The organism is Solimonas flava DSM 18980, assembly GCF_000426685.1.
In the GTDB taxonomy this organism is placed as follows: Bacteria; Pseudomonadota; Gammaproteobacteria; order Nevskiales; family Nevskiaceae; genus Solimonas; species Solimonas flava.
Genome location: NZ_AUFV01000002.1, coordinates 491,059 through 509,928, shown reverse-complemented (window position 1 = coordinate 509,928; position 18,870 = coordinate 491,059). Strand labels below are relative to the sequence as shown.

Genomic DNA, 18,870 nt, shown 5'->3' with positions numbered 1-18,870 from the left:
GGCGGCGGCACGTCCTCCGGCGGCTTCACTTCCTCGATGATCTTGGTCTCGATCGGCGCCGGCAGAATCTCGATCGCCTTGCGCGCCAGACCTGACACCAGGGCCCAGATCAACAACACGTGAAAAACGACGACACCACCGATGCCAATGAATCGGCGGCCGTTGTCAGGTTGGGCTTGACCGAGCTGCACAGACTTCACTCCCGAAGGTTCCATCCATTCAGACGCGGGACGAAGCGCGGCCCCTACTTGCCTTGCGGCAGTTCCGCACCCTCGCGACGGTCGACGGCGACCACCTGCCGCACGAGAAGGCCCAGCACGGCATCGCTTACCGCCTGCGGCGCAACGGCTGCCAGCCCGCGCTGCAAATCGCCGATCGTCATCGGCCCAGCGCCGGCAAGTGCCGACACGATGGCCACCTCATTCGCCTCCAGCCGAGGTCTTGCGTCTGCATCGGCTCCGCCCGCCGCCACGCTTCCCAGACGCGGTGCCGTCAGCCTGGCCACGTCATTGCCGTGAAGGCGCGCGTCCCCGCTGACCAGCGCAAGATCGAAGGCCGGCGGCGTAGCGAGATGCCCTTGCATCTCCTGCGCGAAGGTCGCGCGATGCGCGGGGTCGGCCAGGGCATTGGCCAGCGCGTCCAGCACCGGACGCCAGGTCTCGCGCCCGGCGCCGGCCGCAAAGCGCTGCCGGACCGGCAGCGATCCGTGCAGGCAACGGCTCACGACCCATTGCAGGTAGTCGAACAGGAGCGGCGGATAAAGCCCGATCGACAGATGAAAGCTCGCGCTGCCGAATGCCTCGACCTCGTGCCACCAGCCGCGCGGAACGTACAGCAGGTCGCCGGGCTCCAGGATGCAGTCGAGCACCGGCGTCTCGGGACGGCGATCGCCGACGCGCAGCGAAGTCTGCGCGGGGAGCGGCAATTCGAGCGTCGGCTCATACACCCGCCAGCGCTTGCGCCCGAGCAGTTGCACGACGAACACGTCGTGCGTGTCCCAGTGCGTCCCGAATGTCGTCGAACCCTGCTCGCGCAGGGACAAGTAGGCATTCGCCGAGGCCGGGCACTGCATGCGCCCGGCGAGATCCCCGCACAGGCACGACGCGAGCGGGAGAAAGTCCTCGACGCGGTTGAGCACCAGCGACGCACCCCCCAGCAGACAGCCGTAGAGGCGTCCGCGGTCCAAGCGCCTCTGCCGTAGACCCAGATGGACGCGCTCTTCGATGTACAGCGCCGGATCGAGCAGGCGTGCCCGATGGAAAAGCTGGACATAGGGAACCTGGGGCTGCACTGCGTGCAACAGCGCGTCGACCTCCGGCCACGACGGGGCCGCAACTTGCAGCGCAGCCCTTCGATGCAGGCATGCCCGTTCGAGGCAGCCGGCACGGAACGCTGCATCGGACATGCCCAGTTCGATCATGTCGTCGAGGTCGCAACCATGGTTTCCCTGTTGACGAAGACGGGCGCGGCGCGCGTCCCCCTACCGCCTCGCCGCCGAAATCCCCGGCCCACGACGAAATTGACGCCTGCGTCACCGCTGTTCATGCTGCCGGCAAGCGGTACAGATCGATAACGGAGGAGAGACCCATGAGCGCAGCCAAGCGCATCGCCGTGATCGGCGCCGGTCCGTCGGGTATCGCGGCGGCCAAGGAGTGCCTGCAGCTCGGACTTGGCGACGGCCTCGTCGTCTTCGAGAAGTCCGATCAGGTCGGCGGCAACTGGGTGTTCCGCGAGCAGGAAGGGCATTCGAGCGTCTACGAAACGACGCACATCATCAGCTCGAAGTACTACTCCGAGTACGAGGACTACCCGTTCCCCGACGGCGTGCCGGACTATCCGCACCACACGCACCTGAAAGCCTACTTCCAGGACTACGCGCGCCATTTCGGCGTACTGCCGAAGATCCGCTTCCACACCGAGGTGCTGCACGCCGAGCGTGACGCGCAGGGTCTCTGGCAGATCCGCAGCAAAGGTCCTGATGGCGAGCAGCGGGAAACCTTCGACGTGCTGATGGTCGCCAACGGCCATCACTGGAATCCGCGCCTGCCCTCGTATCCGGGACATTTCGACGGCGAGTTCATGCATTCGCACCGCTTCAAGCGCGGCGAAGCCTTCCGCGGCCAGCGCGTGCTGGTCATCGGCGGCGGCAACTCGGCGGCCGACGTCGCCGTCGAGTGCGCGCGCGTCTCGCCGCACGTGTCGATCTCGATGCGGCGCGGCCACTGGTTCCTGCCGAAGTTCATGTTCGGCCTGCCCGGCGACGTGGTCTACGAAAAAGCCGCGTGGTTGCCGAACTGGCTGCGGCAATGGGCGATGCAGACCTCGGTCAACATGATCGGTGGCCGCAACGAACGCTTCGGCCTGCAGAAGCCCGAGTACAAGATCCTGCAGGGCCATCCGACGCTGAACTCGGAGCTGATTTATTTCATCGGCCACGGCGAGATCAAGCCGCGCCCGGGCATCGCCCGCCTCGACGGGCGGCGCGTGCATTTCAGCGACGGCAGCAGCGACGAGTTCGACACCATCGTCGCCGCGACCGGCTACCGAATCACGTTCCCGTTCTTCGACAAGGCCTTCATCGACTGGGAGGACGCGACCTACGTGCCGCTGTGGCGGCGCATGTTCCACGAGCACGTGCCGAACCTCTACTTCATCGGCCTGTTCCAGCCGCTCGGCTGCATCTGGCCGCTCGCCGACTACCAGGCGCGGCTGGCCTGCCTGGAACTGCTCGGCCGCTACCGGCGCCCGGCCGACATGAAGGCGGCGATCGAGCACGAACGCCGCCATCCGCACTTCCGTTTCGTCGAGACGCCGCGGCACTCCACGGAAGTCGACTATGCCGACTTCCGCCGCGACCTGTTCGCCGAGTTGAGGAAGGCCGGCGATGGTCCGCATCCGCGCCCGCGGAACGCCTCGATCTTCCGCCTCAAGGAACAAGCCTCGGCGATGAACCGCATGAAGGCGGCCTGAGCCGTGCCGGCTGCGTGGGATCGTCGATAATCGGCGCATGAATCCGATCCGCCCTCCGTCTTCCCGCAGCGCCGCTGCCGCCACGGACGGCAAGCGCGCCCGCAACAAGGCGAGCAACCGCGCCGCGATCCTCGACGCGGCGCGGCGCTGCTTCATCGACGGCGGCTACGAGACGGTGACGATCCGCGACGTGATCCGCGCCACCGGACTCGCCGCCGGCACGTTCTACAACTATTTTCCGGACAAGGAATCGGTGTTCCGCGCGTTGACCGACGCGCGCCTCGCCCATCTGGAGGCGCGCATACATGCGGCGCGGCAACAGGCGACGAGCATCGAGGACTTCTTCCACGGCGCCTATCTCGGCGCCCTGCAGGAAGTGCAGGCCGATCCCTCGTTCTTCGCGATGATGTTCCGCAACGAGCCGGTGCTGCGCGCGCTGTACCACGACAACATCTTCGGCCTGATGCTGCGCTCGCTGAAGGACGACCTGCGCGACGCGATCGCCCGTGGCGTGTTCCCGCAGACCGATGCCGAGGTGCTGACGGCGATCTCGTTCGGCGCCGGCTACGAGCTGTGCCGGCTGATGGCCGAGCAGCCGCAGCGCGAGCCCGAAGCGCTCGCCCGCTACGTCACCGAGCTGTTCCGGCGCGGCATCGGCAGCGCCCCGGCGCCGGCCGCCGAGGCCGTCAGCATGATTCGCATCGGCCCGCGCACCCTGCGCGGCGCCGCCCGCTAGGGAGTTCCGATGGTCTCGCACCCACCAGCCAAGCGCCGCGACGTCGAGTTCGACAGCGCCGGCACGACCTGCCGCGCCTGGTTCTACACGCCCGAGGCGGCCGCGCCGCGACCCTGCATCGTCATGGCGCACGGACTCGGCGGCACGCGCGACGCCGGGCTGGAACCGTACGCCGAGGCATTCCGCGCCGCCGGCTACGGCGTGCTGCTGTTCGACTACCGCCACTTCGGCGCGAGCGACGGCGAGCCGCGCCAGCTGCTGTCGGTCCCCCGCCAGCTCGACGACTGGGCGGCGGCGATCGCCTGCGCGCGGCGCCTGCCGGGCGTCGATGCCGGCAGGATCGCGCTGTGGGGCTCGTCGTTCTCCGGCGGCCACGTGATCGTCGCCGCGGCGCGCGACGGCCGCATTGCCGCCGTTTCGGCGCAGGGGCCGATGATGGACGGCCGCGCCGCGGTGCTGAACCTGCTGCGCTACGCCGGCGTCGGCACGCTGCTGCGGCTCAGCGCCGCCGGCCTGCGCGATCAGTTCGGCGCGTGGCTGGGCCGCGCGCCCGTCTACGTGCCGCTGATCGCGCCGCCCGGCGGCTTCGCGGCGATGTCGAGCGCCGACGCCGAAAGCGGCTATCGCGCGATCGTGCCACCCGGCTGGCGCAACCAGATGAGCGCGCGCCTCGCGTTGCAGCTGCCGCTGTACCGGCCGATCACCGCCGCCGCGCGCGTGCGCTGTCCGGTGCTGATCGGTGCCTGCCAGCGCGATTCGGTCGCCCCGGCAGGCGCGGCGATCGCACTGGCGAAGAAGCTCGGCCCGCGCGCCGAGCTGAAGCTGTACGACTTCGGGCACTTCGACATCTACGTCGGCGCCGGTTTCGCGCAGTCGTCGCGCGATCAGCTCGAATTCTTCCGCCGCACGCTGGGCTGAGGCCCGTGCGCCTTCAGCGTTCGAGGTAGATCGCGCCGTCGCGCTCGCGCACCGCGAAGGTCTGCAGGCCAGTCGGCTGCTTGCCGAGCGCCACGAGCCGACGGCTCCACGCCGGCAGCGCGAGCGGGCCCAGCGCGTTCACCCAGTCGAGGTTGTGGCCGTCGCAGAGGCTGAAGCGCGAGCCGTGGAACGGGCAGCGGATCGCCCCGTCGGCGACTTCGCCGCGCGCCAGCGACAGGCCCAGATGCGGGCAGCGGTTCTCGACCGCGTGCACGACGCCGTCGACGCGCGACAGCAGCAGCGCCTGCTTGCCGACACGCACCAGATGCACCGCGTTCTCGCGGACCTGCTCGGACCGCGCGATTTCCTGCTCGCTCATGGCTTCCCCCAAGTGATTTGCGCGGCAGCGTGCCTCGCGACGCCCCCGCCTGTCCAGCCGCGTGACGCGAGAAGCGCCTCGCAGCGCGCTCGCCGCCGGACCTGCGGATCTTCCCAATACCCAAGGCCTGCAAAGGCGGCTACTGTGTCGGGCGGGCGGCGCCCGCCTCGGGCTCGTCGCACCTCCCCATGACACAACAGATTCCAGAAATAAAAGACATGAGCACGAGCATTCCCGCAACCCTGATTCCCGGCGACGGCATCGGCCCCGAGATCGTCGACGCCACGCTGGCCGCCCTCGAAGCGCTGAAGGTCTCGTTCGACTGGGACGTGCAGCAGGCCGGCCTCGCCGGCATCAAGAGCGCCGGCGATCCGCTGCCGTCCGCCGCGCTCGACAGCATCCGCCGCACGCACCTGGCCCTGAAAGGTCCGCTCGAAACCCCGTCCGGCGGCGGCTACCGCTCCAGCAACGTGCGCCTGCGCGAAGCCTTCAAGCTCTACGCCAACGTGCGCCCGACGCGCACGCTGATTCCGGGCGGCCGCTACGACAACATCGACCTGCTGATCTTCCGCGAGAACCTCGAAGGCCTGTACACCGGCTACGAGCACTACATCCCGATGGACGGTGATCCGGAAGCGATCGCGATCGCCACCGGCGTCAACACCCGGCAGGGCTCGCACCGCTTGCTCGAATACGCCTTCGAACACGCCATCGCGCTCGGCCGCAAGAAGATCGCCGTCGTGCACAAGGCTAACATCATGAAGGCGCTGACCGGCATCTTCCTCGACGAGGCGCGCAAGCTCTACAAGTCCAAGTACGCCGGCAAGATCGAGATGCAGGAAGTGATCGTCGACGCCTGCGCGATGAAGCTGGTGCTCAACCCTTGGCAGTTCGACACGCTGGTGACGACCAATCTGTTCGGCGACATCCTCTCCGACCTCGCCGCCGGTCTGGTCGGCGGCCTCGGTATGGCGCCGGGCGCCAACATCGGCACCGACGCGGCGATCTTCGAGGCCGTGCACGGCTCGGCGCCGGACATCGCCGGCAAGGGCATCGCCAACCCGGTCGCACTGATGCTCGCCGCGGCGATGATGCTCGACCACGTCAAGCTGCACGAGCAGGCGACGCGCCTGCGCAAGGCGATCGACGATACCTTCAACGTCGATCAGGTCCGCACCGGCGACCTCGGCGGCAAAGCCGACACCAAGGCCTTCACCGCAGCACTGGTCGCACGCATCAAGAACGGCAGCTGAGGAAGGTCTGCATCACGCCGTCGTCGCGGGGCCCGCACAGCGCGCCGCGGCAAGCCAGAGCAGAGACGCCGCCTGCGTCTCGTGCGCCACTGGATTGCTTCGTCGCCAGCGGCGCCTCGCCATGACGATGCAGGCGCGTTTTTCGGAGGTTCCCGAAAGACGCGCTCCCTTCGCGTACAGGGGCCGGTCGCACGACCGGCCCCTCTTTTTCGTGGGCGAACGCGCGCTCAGCCGCGGCCTGCGGCCGGCGCGCCGCGCAGATCGGGCAGCAGAACCGTCAGCAGGCCCAGCAGCGGCAGCCACGCGCAAAGCTGGTAGACGTAGACGATGCCGTGCGCGTCGGCGAGCCGGCCGAGCACGGCGGCGCCGATGCCGCCCATGCCGAAGGCGAAGCCGAAGAACAGACCCGATACCGCGCCGACCTTGCCCGGCACGAGTTCCTGCGCGTAGACCAGGATCGCCGAGAACGCCGACGCCAGCACGAAGCCGATGACGACGCTGAGCACGCCGGTCCAGGCCAGGCCGACGTGCGGCATCGCCAGCGTGAACGGCGCGACGCCGAGGATCGAAAACCAGATGACGCGCTTGCGGCCGATGCGATCGCCGATCGGCCCACCCAGCACGGTGCCGGCGGCCACCGCGAACAGGAACGCGAACAGATGCACCTGCGCCGCGGCCACCGTCAGCCCGAAACGCTCGATCAGATAGAACGTGAAGTAGCTCATGATGCTGGCGAGGTAGAAGTACTTCGAGAACACCAGCAGCATCAGCACCGCCATCGCCCGCATCACCCGGCTGCGCGGCAGCGGCGAAGCCGGCTCGGACGCGCGGGCCTTGCTCGCCCGATGCTGGCGCCGATACCAGCCGCCGATCTGCCAGAGCACGCCGATCGCCAGCAGCGCCGCGACCGAGAACCACGCCAGGCTGCGCTGGCCATGCGGAATCACGATCAGCGCCGCGAGCAGCGGACCGACCGCACTGCCGGCGTTGCCACCGACCTGGAACAGCGATTGCGCGAGTCCGTGCCGCCCGCCCGAGGCCATGCGCGCGATGCGCGACGATTCCGGATGGAAGATCGACGAGCCGGTGCCAACCAACGCCGAGGCCAGCAGCAGCACGCCGAAGCTCGGCGCGACCGCCATCAGCAGCAGGCCGGCGAGCGTGAACCCCATGCCGAGCGCGAGCGAGTACGGCTGCGGGCGCCGGTCCGTATACAAGCCGATCGCCGGCTGCAGCAGCGAAGCGGTGAGCTGATACGTCAGCGTGATGAGGCCGATCTGCGCGAAGCTCAGCGCGAACGCGCTCTTGAACAGCGGATAGATCGCGAGAATCAGCGACTGGATCATGTCGTTGAGGAAATGCGCGAAGCTGATCGCGCCGAGAACGCCGAAACCCGTGCGCCCGGCCTGGGCGCTCGCCGGCATCGGACTCGCAGTACTGCCTTGCATGGCTCACCTGTGCAATGAACGCGACGCCGGCACGATGCCGGCGACAGCGGCGCGCATCGTAAGCGGCAAATCCATGCCTGTCCTGCGAGAATAGGGCGCATGACTTCGAGATTCGGACATGCCGATGCCGGCCGGCCGCACTATCACCGCTACGACCGTGGTGCCGCGCCGGTCGTGGCGATGGCGGTCGACTACGCACCGGGCCACGCGACGCCGCCCCACCAGCACCCGCAGGCGCAGCTGCTGCATGCGGTCCACGGCGTCATGGTCGTCAGCAGCCGGCACGGCCAGTGGATCGTGCCGCCGACGCGCGGCATCTGGATTCCGGCCGGCACCGAACATGCCGTGCGCATGGTCGGCGTCGTGCATATGCGTACGGCCTTCATCCGCTCCGATGCGGCGCCCGGCCTGCCAACCGAATGCGCGGTGATCGGCATCTCGCCGCTGCTGCGCGAGCTGATCATCGCCGCGCTCGACATCGCGCCGGCGTATGTCGACGACAGCCGCGACGGCCGCGTGATGAAGCTGCTGCTCGACGAGCTGCGCACGCTGCCGACCCTGCCGCTGTACCTGCCCGAACCCGACGATGCGCGGCTGCAGCCGATCTGCGCCACGCTGGCGCAGAGTCCGGACGATCCGCGCACCGCCGCGCAATGGAGCCAGGCGCTCGGCATCGACCCGCGCACCCTGCACCGCCGCTTTGTACGCGCGACCGGCATGGGCTACACGCAATGGCGTCAGCAGGCACGCCTGCTGCAGGCCCTCGAACGTCTCGCCAGCGGCGAGCGCGTGCTCGACGTGGCGCTGTCGCTCGGCTACGGCAGCCCGAGCGCGTTCGCGACCATGTTCAAGCGCCAGTTCGGCATCACGCCCAGCGCCTTCTTCGAAGCGCCGGACCAGACGCCGGGACAACGGCCCGGCGGCCGCCGGCGGGCTCGCCAGGCGCGGGCATGAAAAAAGGGCCGGGCTTGCGCCCGACCCTTCGTGTAACGCTCGAACCGCGAGCGCGTGCTCAGCTCACGCGCTGCAGGATCGTGGCGACGCCCTGGCCCATGCCGATGCACATGGTCGCCAGGCCGAACTCGCCGCCCTTCTCGTTCAGCACGTGCGCGAGCGCGCCGGTGATGCGCGCGCCCGAGCAGCCGAGCGGGTGACCGAGGGCGATCGCGCCGCCCTTGAGGTTCACGCGGTCCATGCGGTCGAGCATCTTCAGGTCCTTCATGACCGCCAGCGACTGCGCGGCGAAGGCTTCGTTCAGCTCGAAGTAGTCGATGTTGCTGATGTCCAGACCGGCGCGCTTCAGTGCCTTCTGCGACGCCGGCACCGGGCCGATGCCCATGATCGACGGATTGCAGCCCGACGAGGCCATCGCAACGATCTTGGCGAGCGGCTTGAGGCCGAGCGCCTTGGCCTTGTCGGCCGACATCACCAGCACGCAGGACGCGCCATCGGAAAGCGCCGAGCTGTTGCCGGCGGTCACGCTGCCCTTCGGGTTGAAGGCCGGCTTGAGCTTGCCGAGATCGGCGAGGTTGGCGTCCGGGCGGACCACTTCGTCGAAATCGACGAGCAGCGGCGCGCCGTCGGCGTCGTGACCTTCGACCGACACCATCTCGTTCTTGAACTCGCCGTTCTTCCAGGCGGCGTAGGCCTTCTGGTGCGAAGCGAGCGCGAACTCGTCCTGCTGCTGGCGGTTGATCTGGTGGGTCTGCGTCAGCATTTCCGCGGTCAGGCCCATCATCGCCGACGCCTTGGCGGTATTGATCGACAGCTCCGGCGCGCCGTCGAAGCCGTGCGTCATCGGCACGTGGCCCATGTGCTCGACGCCGCCGCAGATGTAGACGTCGCCGACGCCGGCCTTGATCGCGCCGACCGCGGTATGGATCGCCGTCATCGACGAACCGCACAGGCGGTTCACGGTCTGGCCGGACACCGACTGCGGCAGACCGGCGAGCAGCGAGGCGTTGCGGGCGATGTTGAAGCCCTGCTCCAGCGTCTGGATCACGCAGCCCCAGATCACGTCCTCGACCTCGTCCGGCTTGACCGCCGGGTTGCGCTTGAGGATTTCCTGCATCAGGTGCGCGGACAGCGCTTCGGCGCGCACATTGCGGAACACGCCGCCGCGGGAACGGCCCATCGGCGTGCGGATCGCATCAACAATCACGACATCAGTCATTGCAAATCTCCAGAATCGAATTCGTGCGCGAAGGGCTTACTTGGGGAAGTAGGTCTTGCCTTCGGCGGCCATCTTCTTCATCGACTCGGTCGGCTCGTAGAGCTTGCCGAGGTGCGCGTACTTGGCGCACTTGTCGAGGATGGTCTGCATGCCGATCGTGTCGGCGTACTTGAGCGCGCCGCCACGGAACGGCGGGAAGCCGATGCCCATGATCAGGCCCATGTCGGCCTCGGTCGGCGTCTCGACGATACCGTCGTCGAGGCAGCGCACCGTCTCGATGATCATCGGCAGCATGTGGCGATCGATGATCTCTTCCTCGCTCATGTCGACCTGACCCTTCTGGATCGGCTTGAGCAGTTCGTAGGTCGTCGGATCGGCGACCTTCTTCGGCTTGCCCTTCGGATCGGTTTCGTACTTGTAGAAGCCGATGCCGTTCTTCTGGCCGAAGCGCTTCTGCTCGTACATCACGTCGAGCGCGGTCTTCTCGCCGGTCGTGTTCGACATGCGGTCCGGGTAGCCGGCGGCGAGCACGTCGCCGACGTGGTGCGAGGTGTCGATGCCGACGACGTCCTGCAGATAGGCCGGGCCCATCGGCCAGCCGAAGCCTTCCATCACCTTGTCGATCTTGACGAAGTCGGCGCCGTCACGCAGCGCACCGAGGAAGCCGTAGAAGTACGGGAACAGGATGCGGTTGACGAGAAAGCCCGGGCAGTTCTTGACGACGATCGGCGTCTTGCCCATGGTCGCAGCGTAGGCGGCGACGGTGGCGATCGCTTCCTTGCTGGTCTTCTCGCCGTAGATCACCTCGACCAGCGGCATGCGGTGGACCGGGTTGAAGAAGTGCATGCCGAGGAAGTTCTCGGGATGCTTCATCGCCGTGGCCAGCTCGTCGATCGAGATCGACGAGGTGTTCGATGCGATGATCGTGCCTTCCTTGACCTGGCTCTCGACTTCGGCGAGCACCGACTTCTTGATCTTCGGATTCTCGACGACGGCCTCGACGACGACGTCGACAGTCTTGAAGTCGCCGTAGTTCAGCGTCGGGCGGATCGTCGACAGGATGTGGCCGGCCTTCTCGGCGGTCAGCTTCTTGCCGACCTGCTTCGACAGCAGCTTGTTGGCCTCGTCCATGCCGAGGTCCAGCGCCTTGTCGGCGATGTCCTTCATGATGACCGGCACGCCTTTGATGGCGGACTGGTAGGAGATGCCGCCGCCCATGATGCCGGCGCCGAGCACGGCCGCGTGCTCGACCTTCTTGCCGGCCTTGACGTAGCCCTTGCCCTTCTTCTTGATCAGCTGATCATTGAGGAACAGGCCGATCAGCGCGTCCGCCTGCGTGGTCTTGGCGACCTTGGCGAAGCCCTGACCCTCGATCTTCAGCGCCTCGTCACGCGTCTTGCCGGCGGCCTTCTCGATCGCCGTGACGGCGGCGAGCGGCGCCGGATAGTTCTTGCCGGCCTTGCCGGCGATGAAGGCCTTGGAGGTGCTGAACACCATCATCGCTTCGATCGGGTTCAGCTGCAGCTTGCCGGTCTTCTGCGCGCGGCGCGCCTTCCAGTCGTACTTGCCGTCGACCGCCTGCTGCAGCAGCTTCAGCGCCGCCGCCTTCACCTTGTCCGGCGCGACCACGGCGTCGACCGCGTGCACCTTCAGCGCCGCTTCCGGCTTCTGCTGCTCGCCGGCGGCGATCCATTCGATCGCGTTGTCGGCGCCGACCAGACGCGGGAAACGAACCGTACCGCCGAAGCCCGGGAAGATGCCGAGCTTGACTTCCGGGAAGCCGAGCTGGGCGCTCGTCGACATCACGCGGTAGTCGGTCGACAGTGCCATCTCGAAGCCGCCGCCGAGCGCCAGGCCGTTGATCGCGGTGACGGTCGGATATGGCAGGTCTTCGATCGCGCTGAACACCTTGTTGGCCTCGTAGGCCCAGCCGGCGATCTCTTCTTCGGACTTCTGGAAGTTGGCGCCGAACTCGGTGATGTCGGCGCCGACGATGAACGAATCCTTGCCGCTGGTGACGATCAGACCCTTGATCGAGCCGTCCTTCTTCAGCGCTTCGCCGGCTTCGCCGAGTTCCTTGACGGTGCGCGCGTCGAACTTGTTGATGGCGTCACCCTGGCGGTCGAAGCGCAGTTCGGCGAAACCGCCGTCCAGTTTTTCGACTTGGATGGACTGCCCCTGATAAATGGGCGCGTTGGACATTACAAACACCTCGCTCAACGATGGAAAAAGGGTCGGCGCAGTTATGGAAATCTGGAATACCGCGCCAGCAGAATTGAATGGGCGGCCATCATAGCGGCGCGGCCGGCATCGTGAAACCCGATGCGCCTTTCGACGCCGCTACCGGGCGGCGTCACGAGCCGTCTTCATGCCGCTCGCGACGGCATCGCATGTGTTTATTTTTTGACAATGTTTTAGGCCTTGCCTACACTCGGCCACACCTTTTCGGGGGAAAAGTCAAGGGGAGTTCGTGGCGCACCCGGAACGCCAGTTTGCACACAGCGCGATGAGACGACGGACTGCCGCCGGCAGCTCCGTACTGCGCTCCGGGCCGCCCTGCTCGTCCCGCGCCGGCATGGATGCCACTCGCCGCCGGCGCGTATTCCGCATTACCGAACCGCGGGCCGGTCTGGCCGCCCGCCGTGCTGCTGCGTTCTCGCTGCATCTGTATCCCTGGCCGACTCGGCCGCAAACCGTATGGAGCTTGCCACGCTTATGAAGAAGTCCACGAAGAAGGGCCCGGCCAAGGCTGCCAAGAAGGCCGCCGTGAAGAAGGTTGCGGCCAAGACGGCCGCCGCCAGGAAGGGCGTCGCCAAGAAGGCTGCCAAGGCGACGAAGGCCGTCAAGAAAGTTGCGAAGAAGGTTGTCGCCAAGAAGGCTCCGGTCAAGTCGACCGCCAAGAACAAGCTGGCCGCGCTGAAGACCAAGGCGAAGAAGGCCGTCAGCCAGGTCAAGGCCGCGGTCAAGAAGAACACCGCCAAGGTCAAGAAGGCCGAAGCCGGCGCCAAGGCCAAGGCCAAGAAGGTCGTCAAGCAGGTCCAGGCCGCCGCGGCCCAGGCGCAGAAGACCGCGAAGAAGGACCTGAAGAAGGTCGAGACCGTCATCAAGAAGGACGTCAAGAAAGCACAGGCCGCGGCCAAGAAGGTCGAGACCCAGGCCAAAAAGGCGATCGCCACGGCCGAGAAGAAAGTCGCCGAGGCCGCCGAGCCGGTCGTCGCGGCGGTGCAGAACATCACGCCGTCGCCGCTCTCGCGCGCCTTCCTCGCGACTTCGCAAGGCAAGAAGGAAGCGGCCGAGCACGGCACCGAGCCGGCGGCCGGCGAAGCGCCCGCCGCGACGCCGCCCGGCGGCACGCCGCCGTCGGCGAGCTGAAGCTCTGGTGGTCGCGAAAAGCCCTCCGCACGGAGGGCTTTTTCGTTTGCGTCTGCGGACGGCAAACGCAGCGCGGCGGCCGATGCTCGGGTCGGTACGCGAGCGCGGAACGGCGGCGGGCCGCCACGCGCGGCGCGTACTGACACCGCTGCCCGCACAGGCGACAATTGCCCATCCGTCCATCCGCATGACCGAATAGCCGATGAGCCTCACTCTGGAGCAAAGCACAGCCCTGTGCAGCCTGCTGTCCGACGTCAGCCGTCTGCGCCTGCTGTTGCTGCTCGAACGCCACGAGCTCTCGGTTGCCGAACTGACGGAAGTCACCGACCTCGCGCAAAGCCGGGTCTCGACGCATCTGGCGCGCCTCAAGCGCGCCGGTCTGGTGCAGGACAAGCGCGCCGGCAACGCGGCGTACTACTCGGCGCTCAGCCACGACGGCGAAGCATCGACGTTCTGGAACCTGCTGCGCGGCACGCTCGACGATGCCCAGGCGCGCGTCGACAGCGAACGCGCCGAACAGGTGATCGCCCGCCGCAAGCAGGGCCAGACCTGGGCCGAATCGGTCGCCGGCCGCATGGAGCTGCACTACTCGCCGGGCCGCACCTGGGAAGCGACGGCGCGCGCGCTGATCGGCCTGCTGTCGCTCGGCGACGTCGTCGATCTGGCCTGCGGCGACGGCGTGCTCGCCGAGCTCGTCGCCGAACGCGCCGACAGCGTCACCTGCGTCGACGTCAGCCCGACCGTCATCGCCGCTGCGCGCAAGCGCCTCTGCAAGATCGCCAACGTGCGCTTCGTCGAGGCCGACATGCACGCCTCCGGCCTGCCGTCGGCGCGGTACGACCACGTGTTCCTGATGCACGCCCTCGCCTACACGCGCGAGCCCAAGGCCGTGCTGCAGGAAACGGCGCGCCTGCTCAAGCCGGGCGGCCAGCTGATCGTCGCGGCCCTGGCCGAGCACACGCACGAGGAAACGATGCGGGCCTACGATCACGTCAATCTCGGCATCAGCCCGGACAAGCTGCGCCGGTTGCTCGGCGGCTGCGGCTACACGGTCGAAAGCTGCCGGATCAGCTCGCACGAACCACGGCCGCCCTATTTCGGCGTTGTCACCGCGCTGGCGCGGCGCAGCTGATCTTTCCCGGGGCCGGTGCCAGTGAAGCGCGGCCCCGGCCGGCACGAGACGCACCGAACCATCCGCAGGATCAATGCCCGTGGCGATGATGCACGTCGGGCAGATGGGTGTGTGCGTGCTGCAGCGGCGCGTGCCGGTGCCAATGCCGGTGACGCGTGCCCGGCGCCACCGGCGAATCGTGCGGATGCTGATGATGCTCGTCACCGTCGTGCACATGCTCGTGCTCGTGCTCGATCGGCTCGTGGCGATGTTCGTGTTCGTGCCGTTCGGTCAGATGCAGCCAGACGCCGACCGCCATCAGCGCCGACGCCACCAGCAGTGGGACACCCAGCGGTTCGCGCAACAGCACGATCGACAGCAGCGCGCCGAAGAACGGCGCCGCTGAGAAGTAGGCGCTGGTCCGCGCGGTGCCGAGATGCCGGAGCCCGACGATGAACAGCGCCAGGCTCGTCCCGTAGGCCAGCCAGCCGACCGCGAGCGCCGCGACGACGCCGGTCGCGGACGGCCAAGCCGCACCGAACGCCCGCGCAATCGCCAGATTGACGGCGCCCGCCGCCCACCCCTTGACGCAGGCCAGCCAGCTCGCGTCGGCGAGTGCCACCTTGCGCGTGAGGTTGTTGTCGATCGCCCAGCACAGGCAGGCCGCGAGCACGGCGAGCGCCGGCCCGACGCGGTCCAGATGCGCAGGTCCCTGCCAGCCGAGCACGACGGCGCCGGCGACGATGGCCAGCATGCCGGCGGCGATGCGCCGATCGAACCCCTCGCCGAACGCGAACCAGGCGAGCAGCGCCGTCAGCACCGCTTCGGCGTTGAGCAGCAGCGAGGTGTCGGCAGCCGGCAGGCGCGTCAGCCCCCACATCAGCAGTACGGGCGCCGCACCGCCGCCGAAGGCGATCGCGCCGATCAGCCAGGGCCATTCGCGCGGCGCCAGCCGCACGCGGGCGGCGCCGGACAATAGCCGGAAGAGCGACAGCCCGACCCCGGCGCCGAGGTACAGCAGGCTGGCGAGCAACCACGGACTGATGCTGCCGAGCAGCAGCTTGGCGGCCGGAGCCCCGGCGCCGAACAGCACCGCCGCCGCCAGTGCGGCCGCGACGCCGGGACGCCGAAGCCCGGAAGAAGCGGAGGTTCGATCCATCAGCGCAAGGTGCGCCGCCGCGCGAGGCGGCGCAAGACCGGCACGCCGCGCGCAGGCAGGCGCGAGCTCAGGCCGTCTGTTCGGCCGGCAGGTCGCCGCGCCACAGGCATTTGCCCTTGCCGGCGATCTTCTTGAGGCGCGCCTGATGGGCCGCCTGCTCCTCGGCGCTCGCCGGCAGCACCGGCAGCGACGCGTCGCTGGCGCCGAGCAGTTCGGCGAAGCGCGAGCGGCGCGCCTGGCCGCCGGCCTCGTCGTCGAGCACCAGCATGCTCTGACCGCCGGTCATCGCCAGGTAAACATCGGCGAGCAGGCGCGCGTCGAGCAGGGCGCCGTGGAACTCGCGGTTCGAGTTGTCGACGTTGTAGCGCTTGCACAGCGCGTCGAGATTGACCTTCTGGCCCGGGTGCAGGCGCCGCGCCATGCTCACCGTGTCGGTGATCTCGCAGACTTCGTCGAGCTTGCGCGCGATGCCGGCGCGCGCGAACTCGGCGTTGAGAAAGCCGACGTCGAACGAGGCGTTGTGGATGATCAGCTCGGCGCCTTCGAGATACTCCCAGACCTGCGCCGCCAGCGCCGCGAACGTCGGCTCCCGGGCGACCCGCTCGTTGGTGATGCCGTGCACCTTGATCGCGCCGGCGTCGATCTCGCGCCCCGGATTGAAGTAGCGGTGCAGGTTGTTCTGCGTCGGCCGCCGGTTGCGCAGTTCGATGCAGCCCAGCTCGATGATGCGGTGGCCGAGGTCGACTTCGAGACCGGTCGTTTCGGTATCGAGGATGATCTGGCGCGTCATGCGATGCCCCGCGGGGCGGCGGCGTCGGCCAGCGCCAGCTGCACGCCTTCGTTGGCAAGCCGGTCGGCCTCCTCGTTGTCGGGATCGCCGTTGTGGCCCTTGACCCAGCGCCACTCGACGCGGTGGCGCTGCACGGCGGCATCGAGCGACTGCCACAGATCCTGATTCTTGACCGGCTTCTTGTCTGCGGTACGCCAGCCGCGCGCCTTCCAGTTCGGCATCCACTGCGTCAGACCCTGCATGACGTAGACCGAATCCGTAAACAGCATCACCTCGCAGGGCTGCTTGAGCGCGTTCAGCGCCTCGATCGCGGCGCGCAGCTCCATGCGGTTGTTGGTGGTGTCGAGCTCGCCGCCCTTGAGCGTGCGGCGATGGCCGCCGTACTGCAGGACGGCGCCCCAGCCGCCGGGTCCGGGGTTGCCCTTGCAGGCGCCGTCGGTATGGATCGTGATGCGCTTCGGCGCGGCGTCTTCGTTCATGCGCCGATTTTAGAACAGCCGGGTGGCGAACGATCGCTCAGGGCGTCGGCTTGGCCTCGTTCTCCAGGCCGTTGCGCTGCGCGGCCGGTGCGGCGACACCGACCAGCGACTTGATCTGCGCGCGCGCCGGCTTGCCGATGAAGTTGATCGGCAGCACGCGCTTGCGGGCGACGATCAGGTAGCACTCAGCGAACGGCGCCAGCAGATCGCCCGGCGTCCACGGATGCGCGCTCGAGCGCGGCGACAGCCACGGAAAACCGGTGCCGAAGCGCCGCACTTCGGCGATCTCGAAGTCGAGCAGCTGCAGCCAGTCGCCGATGCGGCCGGCGCCGTAGAAACGGGCGCCCGGCGGAAACGCGCGCGCGCGCAGGCCCAGGCGGCTGCGCCAGGCCGGCAGGCCCCAGGGGCTGAAGGCCAGCACGAACAGGCGACCGCGATCGTTCAGCACGCGCGCGGCCTCGCGCAGCACCTTGTGCGGCGATTCGCAGTATTCGAGCGTGTGCGGCAGGATCACCGCGTCGATCGAACGCTCCGGCAGCGGCAGGTGCTCGGGATCGGCGATCGCCGCCGCGGTGCCGTCCATCACCGTGCCGAGCACGGCGCGATGCAGCGTTTCGGCGCCGTCGAGCAGACGCGGGCCGCCGGCCCAGCTGCCGATCTGCAGGACGTGACGGCCGAAAATGTCCGGCAGCAGCCGGCGCAGCTCGCGCGCCTCCCGCTGCAGCACGCGCTGGCCGCGCACCGATTCCGACCAGCGCTCCAGCGTGCGGCGGTCGCACAGGCGCGTACCGCGCAGATGACGTGGTGCCGACATCGCACTACCCTCCGAGAACGACCCTTTCATCATACGCCCGCCGTGACTTCCATCCACGCCCTGCCGGCCTTCGCCGACAACTATCTCTGGACGCTGGTGCATGACGGCGGCGCCGTCGTCGTCGACCCCGGCGATGCGGCCGTCGTACAGCGCTTCCTCGACGACGAGGGCCTGCGCCTGGAGGCGATCCTCGTCACGCACCACCATGCCGACCATGTCGGCGGACTCGCCGAACTGCGCGCGCGCTGGCATGTGCCGGTCTACGGCCCGCGCGCCGAGGCGGCGCGCATTCCGCAGCTCAGCGTGCTGCTCGACGACGGCGACACGGTCGAAGCCGGCGGCTCCCGGTACAAGGTGCTCGCCGTGCCCGGCCACACGCTCGGCCACATCGCCTATCACGATGCCGAAGCGCGGCGCCTGTTCTGCGGCGACACGCTGTTCTCGGCCGGCTGCGGGCGTCTGTTCGAGGGCACCCCGGCGCAGATGCAGCAGTCGCTGCAGCGCCTCGCGGCGCTGCCGGACGCCACGGCCGTGCACTGCACGCACGAGTACACGCTGGCCAATCTGGCGTTCGCGATGGCGGTCGAGCCGCACAATCCGGCGCTGCAGACGCGGCTCGCCGAAGCACGCGCGCAGCGCGCCGCCGGCCGCCCCACGCTGCCGAGCACGATCGGCGACGAGAAACGCTACAACCCGTTCCTGCGCGCCGCGGTGCCGGCGGTGCGCAGCGCCGCCGAGCTACACGCCGGCGAGGCGCTCGCCAACGACGGCGCGGTCTTCGCGGCCCTGCGGCGCTGGAAAGACGGTTTTCGCAGCTAGCGGCGGCGCTTTTCTTGCTTGAGGATTCGGCAGGCCCTTCGCCCGGAGTCCCGATGCGCCCTGCCTGCCTGTCCCCGAAGCTCGCGCTCGCCGTCTGGCTGAGCGCCGCCGCCCCCGCCTTCGCGCAGGAGGCGGCCCCCGCGCCCGCCGCCGATGCGCCGGCCGCGGCCGGCGCGACGACATCCGATCGCAATGCCGAGATCGCGCGCATCCGCCATGAGCGCGGCCTGCAGGTCTGCCGCGACTCGGCCGACGGCGCGACCGCCTATCGCGGCTCGGTGCTCGACAACGAGCACGGCAACGTTCAGATCGAGATCGACGAAGCGACCGACAAGGCCAGCGGCGCGGCGGTCACCGGCTTTCGCGAGATCCGCGTCTGGGACGAGCCGAAGAACTGGCGGATCTGCTCGTAGCGCGTCGCCGTCGTTCGACATCGCGCGCGCCGCGCG

18 protein-coding genes and 1 pseudogene are annotated in these 18,870 nt (G+C 68.5%); 9 read left to right on the top strand and 10 right to left on the bottom strand.

The features are described 5' to 3' along the window. Both K343_RS23885 and K343_RS21050 read right to left on the bottom strand, forming a co-directional pair. Nucleotides 1-191, bottom strand: a pseudogene (locus K343_RS23885) (energy transducer TonB); the annotation flags it as partial. Nucleotides 192-244: 53 nt separating this feature from the next. Further along, nucleotides 245-1,420: a JmjC domain-containing protein gene (locus tag K343_RS21050; RefSeq protein WP_043112128.1), complete on the bottom strand. Its 1,176-nt coding sequence runs from the start codon at nucleotides 1,418-1,420 to the stop codon at nucleotides 245-247. 167 nt (nucleotides 1,421-1,587) lie between these two features. Between K343_RS21050 and K343_RS0105060 the strand changes: the two genes are divergently transcribed. The 3 genes from K343_RS0105060 to K343_RS0105050 are packed head-to-tail and all read left to right on the top strand — an operon-like array spanning nucleotide 1,588 to nucleotide 4,624. Beyond that, nucleotides 1,588-2,970 carry a flavin-containing monooxygenase gene (locus tag K343_RS0105060; RefSeq protein WP_028007123.1) on the top strand — a complete coding sequence of 461 codons (1,383 nt, stop codon included), beginning with the start codon at nucleotides 1,588-1,590 and terminating at the stop codon, nucleotides 2,968-2,970. Between the two features lie 37 nt (nucleotides 2,971-3,007). Beyond that, nucleotides 3,008-3,706: a TetR/AcrR family transcriptional regulator gene (locus K343_RS21045; RefSeq protein ID WP_051277961.1), complete on the top strand. Its 699-nt coding sequence runs from the start codon at nucleotides 3,008-3,010 to the stop codon at nucleotides 3,704-3,706. Nucleotides 3,707-3,715: 9 nt separating this feature from the next. Then, entirely contained in the window at nucleotides 3,716-4,624 is a 909-nt protein-coding gene (locus tag K343_RS0105050) for an alpha/beta hydrolase (RefSeq protein WP_028007122.1), read from the top strand. A 13-nt stretch (nucleotides 4,625-4,637) separates the two neighbouring features. Here K343_RS0105050 and K343_RS21040 read toward each other — a convergent pair whose 3' ends face one another. Further along, nucleotides 4,638-5,003, bottom strand: a complete 366-nt coding sequence (locus tag K343_RS21040) for a Rieske (2Fe-2S) protein (protein WP_051277960.1) — start codon at nucleotides 5,001-5,003, stop codon at nucleotides 4,638-4,640. 218 nt (nucleotides 5,004-5,221) lie between these two features. Here K343_RS21040 and K343_RS0105040 point away from each other — a divergent pair, with 218 nt between their 5' ends. After that, the gene (locus tag K343_RS0105040) at nucleotides 5,222-6,256 is read left to right on the top strand and encodes an isocitrate/isopropylmalate dehydrogenase family protein (protein WP_028007121.1); all 1,035 of its coding nucleotides are present in this window, start codon (nucleotides 5,222-5,224) and stop codon (nucleotides 6,254-6,256) included. Between the two features lie 227 nt (nucleotides 6,257-6,483). On the opposite strand, the gene K343_RS0105035 is transcribed toward K343_RS0105040, so the two are convergent. Further along, a complete protein-coding gene (locus K343_RS0105035; RefSeq protein ID WP_028007120.1) occupies nucleotides 6,484-7,704 on the bottom strand; it encodes an MFS transporter in 1,221 nt (406 codons plus the stop codon). Between the two features lie 99 nt (nucleotides 7,705-7,803). On the opposite strand from K343_RS0105035, the gene K343_RS0105030 reads away from it, so the two are divergent. Further along, nucleotides 7,804-8,658 (top strand): AraC family transcriptional regulator, encoded by an 855-nt coding sequence (locus K343_RS0105030; RefSeq protein WP_028007119.1) that lies wholly within the window; start codon nucleotides 7,804-7,806, stop codon nucleotides 8,656-8,658. A 58-nt stretch (nucleotides 8,659-8,716) separates the two neighbouring features. Here K343_RS0105030 and fadA read toward each other — a convergent pair whose 3' ends face one another. Both fadA and fadB read right to left on the bottom strand, forming a co-directional pair. Then, a complete protein-coding gene (gene fadA, locus K343_RS0105025; RefSeq protein WP_028007118.1) occupies nucleotides 8,717-9,877 on the bottom strand; it encodes an acetyl-CoA C-acyltransferase FadA in 1,161 nt (386 codons plus the stop codon). A gap of 36 nt (nucleotides 9,878-9,913) precedes the next feature. Continuing rightward, entirely contained in the window at nucleotides 9,914-12,079 is a 2,166-nt protein-coding gene (gene fadB / locus K343_RS0105020) for a fatty acid oxidation complex subunit alpha FadB (RefSeq protein ID WP_028007117.1), read from the bottom strand. A gap of 513 nt (nucleotides 12,080-12,592) precedes the next feature. Here fadB and K343_RS24340 point away from each other — a divergent pair. Beyond that, entirely contained in the window at nucleotides 12,593-13,249 is a 657-nt protein-coding gene (locus tag K343_RS24340; RefSeq protein WP_051277959.1) for a hypothetical protein, read from the top strand. 202 nt (nucleotides 13,250-13,451) lie between these two features. Further along, a complete protein-coding gene (locus tag K343_RS0105010) occupies nucleotides 13,452-14,381 on the top strand; it encodes a metalloregulator ArsR/SmtB family transcription factor (RefSeq protein WP_028007115.1) in 930 nt (309 codons plus the stop codon). Nucleotides 14,382-14,451: 70 nt separating this feature from the next. On the opposite strand, the gene K343_RS0105005 is transcribed toward K343_RS0105010, so the two are convergent. The 4 genes from K343_RS0105005 to K343_RS0104990 all read right to left on the bottom strand — a co-directional run bounded on the left by K343_RS0105005 (nucleotide 14,452) and on the right by K343_RS0104990 (nucleotide 17,602). Next, nucleotides 14,452-15,519, bottom strand: coding sequence for a DMT family transporter (locus K343_RS0105005; protein ID WP_043112127.1), 1,068 nt, complete (start codon nucleotides 15,517-15,519; stop codon nucleotides 14,452-14,454). Between the two features lie 67 nt (nucleotides 15,520-15,586). Further along, the gene (gene dnaQ / locus K343_RS0105000; protein WP_028007113.1) at nucleotides 15,587-16,309 is read right to left on the bottom strand and encodes a DNA polymerase III subunit epsilon; all 723 of its coding nucleotides are present in this window, start codon (nucleotides 16,307-16,309) and stop codon (nucleotides 15,587-15,589) included. Further along, nucleotides 16,306-16,788, bottom strand: a complete 483-nt coding sequence (rnhA, locus tag K343_RS0104995) for a ribonuclease HI (protein WP_020650104.1) — start codon at nucleotides 16,786-16,788, stop codon at nucleotides 16,306-16,308. Before rnhA ends, dnaQ begins: the two co-directional genes overlap by 4 nt. Before the next feature lie 37 nt (nucleotides 16,789-16,825). Further along, nucleotides 16,826-17,602 carry a class I SAM-dependent methyltransferase gene (locus K343_RS0104990; RefSeq protein WP_028007112.1) on the bottom strand — a complete coding sequence of 259 codons (777 nt, stop codon included), beginning with the start codon at nucleotides 17,600-17,602 and terminating at the stop codon, nucleotides 16,826-16,828. Nucleotides 17,603-17,644: 42 nt separating this feature from the next. Between K343_RS0104990 and gloB the strand changes: the two genes are divergently transcribed. Both gloB and K343_RS0104980 read left to right on the top strand, forming a co-directional pair. Beyond that, the gene (gene gloB, locus K343_RS0104985) at nucleotides 17,645-18,421 is read left to right on the top strand and encodes a hydroxyacylglutathione hydrolase (RefSeq protein ID WP_028007111.1); all 777 of its coding nucleotides are present in this window, start codon (nucleotides 17,645-17,647) and stop codon (nucleotides 18,419-18,421) included. A 53-nt stretch (nucleotides 18,422-18,474) separates the two neighbouring features. Then, the gene (locus K343_RS0104980) at nucleotides 18,475-18,834 is read left to right on the top strand and encodes a hypothetical protein (RefSeq protein ID WP_028007110.1); all 360 of its coding nucleotides are present in this window, start codon (nucleotides 18,475-18,477) and stop codon (nucleotides 18,832-18,834) included. Nucleotides 18,835-18,870: the final 36 nt, after the last annotated feature.